Annotated in this window: 1 pseudogene; it reads right to left on the bottom strand. The window is 50.6% G+C overall.

The features are described from left to right. Positions 1-1017 (bottom strand): annotated as a pseudogene (locus A3763_RS03450) (ATP-dependent helicase HrpB); the annotation flags it as partial.

Genomic DNA, 1017 nt, shown 5'->3' with positions numbered 1-1017 from the left:
ACGCTTAAGCCTTGTTTCTTGACCAGCTGAGCCAGGCATTGGGTGAAGGCATCGTTTGGAATATTGCTGATGACTTGGCTATCTATGGTAATCGCGCCAATACGGGTTTGCATAGAGCCCGTTATTTTCTGCGTTTTAGGGTTGATCTCGAAACGTTCTTCTTCGTTGATATGCTCGGACAAGACTTCGAGAGCTGAGGCTTTGTCAATGGCTGCCGCGCTATAAATCCGGCCCTCTTTCTTCTGTGCATCGCAGTCAGCAATGACTAACCAAGGCTCATCAAAGAGTGAATCGTCTTCGTTGAGGTAAGCGCCTTTACCGTTCGCCATCAAATATTTGCCGTCTCCTGCTTGGCGCTGTTTGGCCAGTCGCTCAGGGAAGGCGATGAGTAAGAGTTTGCCAAGGTCTGCAGGGTAGATAGTCGGCTCAATATCTGCTTTCGAAGCGGCTAATTTTGCTAATTGCTTTTGCAGCGACTGAGTGCTTGAGAAGGCTTGCTCGACTCGTGAACGATGGAAGGCGTAGTCTTTAAGGGACTGTGCTTTGTCTCGGCCAAAATCCGACAGCGCGTTGAGACGTCTGGATATGTCGGTATCTCTATTATGGAGAAAGATATCTTGTTCAGAAAGCAGAGCGGCTAAGTTGCAAGCGACACGCTGATCTTCGGGCTTGTCGGTGCTTAACAACATACTTGCAAGGCGCGGGCTAACAGGTAGCTTTGCCGCGAGCTTGCCCAGTCGGGTGACCTGAGCTTGTTGATCCAGCAAACCGAGGTCTTTGAGTACTTGCATCGCGGCATTGTAATGCGCTTCCGGAGGCGCCGTGAGCCAGGGGATGCTCTGGTAGTTGTTATTTCCCCAAAGGCATAATTCTAAGCCGAGCTGAGTTAAGTCACTTATGCAGATTTCTTCGCTTTGAAAGTCACTCAGAGACTGTTGTTTGCTCTCGCTCCATAAGCGAATACAGTGGCCAGCCTGGGTTCTGCCTGCACGGCCCTGACGCTGTTCGGCCGATGCT

This window comes from Oleiphilus sp. HI0128 (assembly GCF_001635365.1).
This window is presented reverse-complemented; position numbering and strand designations above follow the sequence as displayed.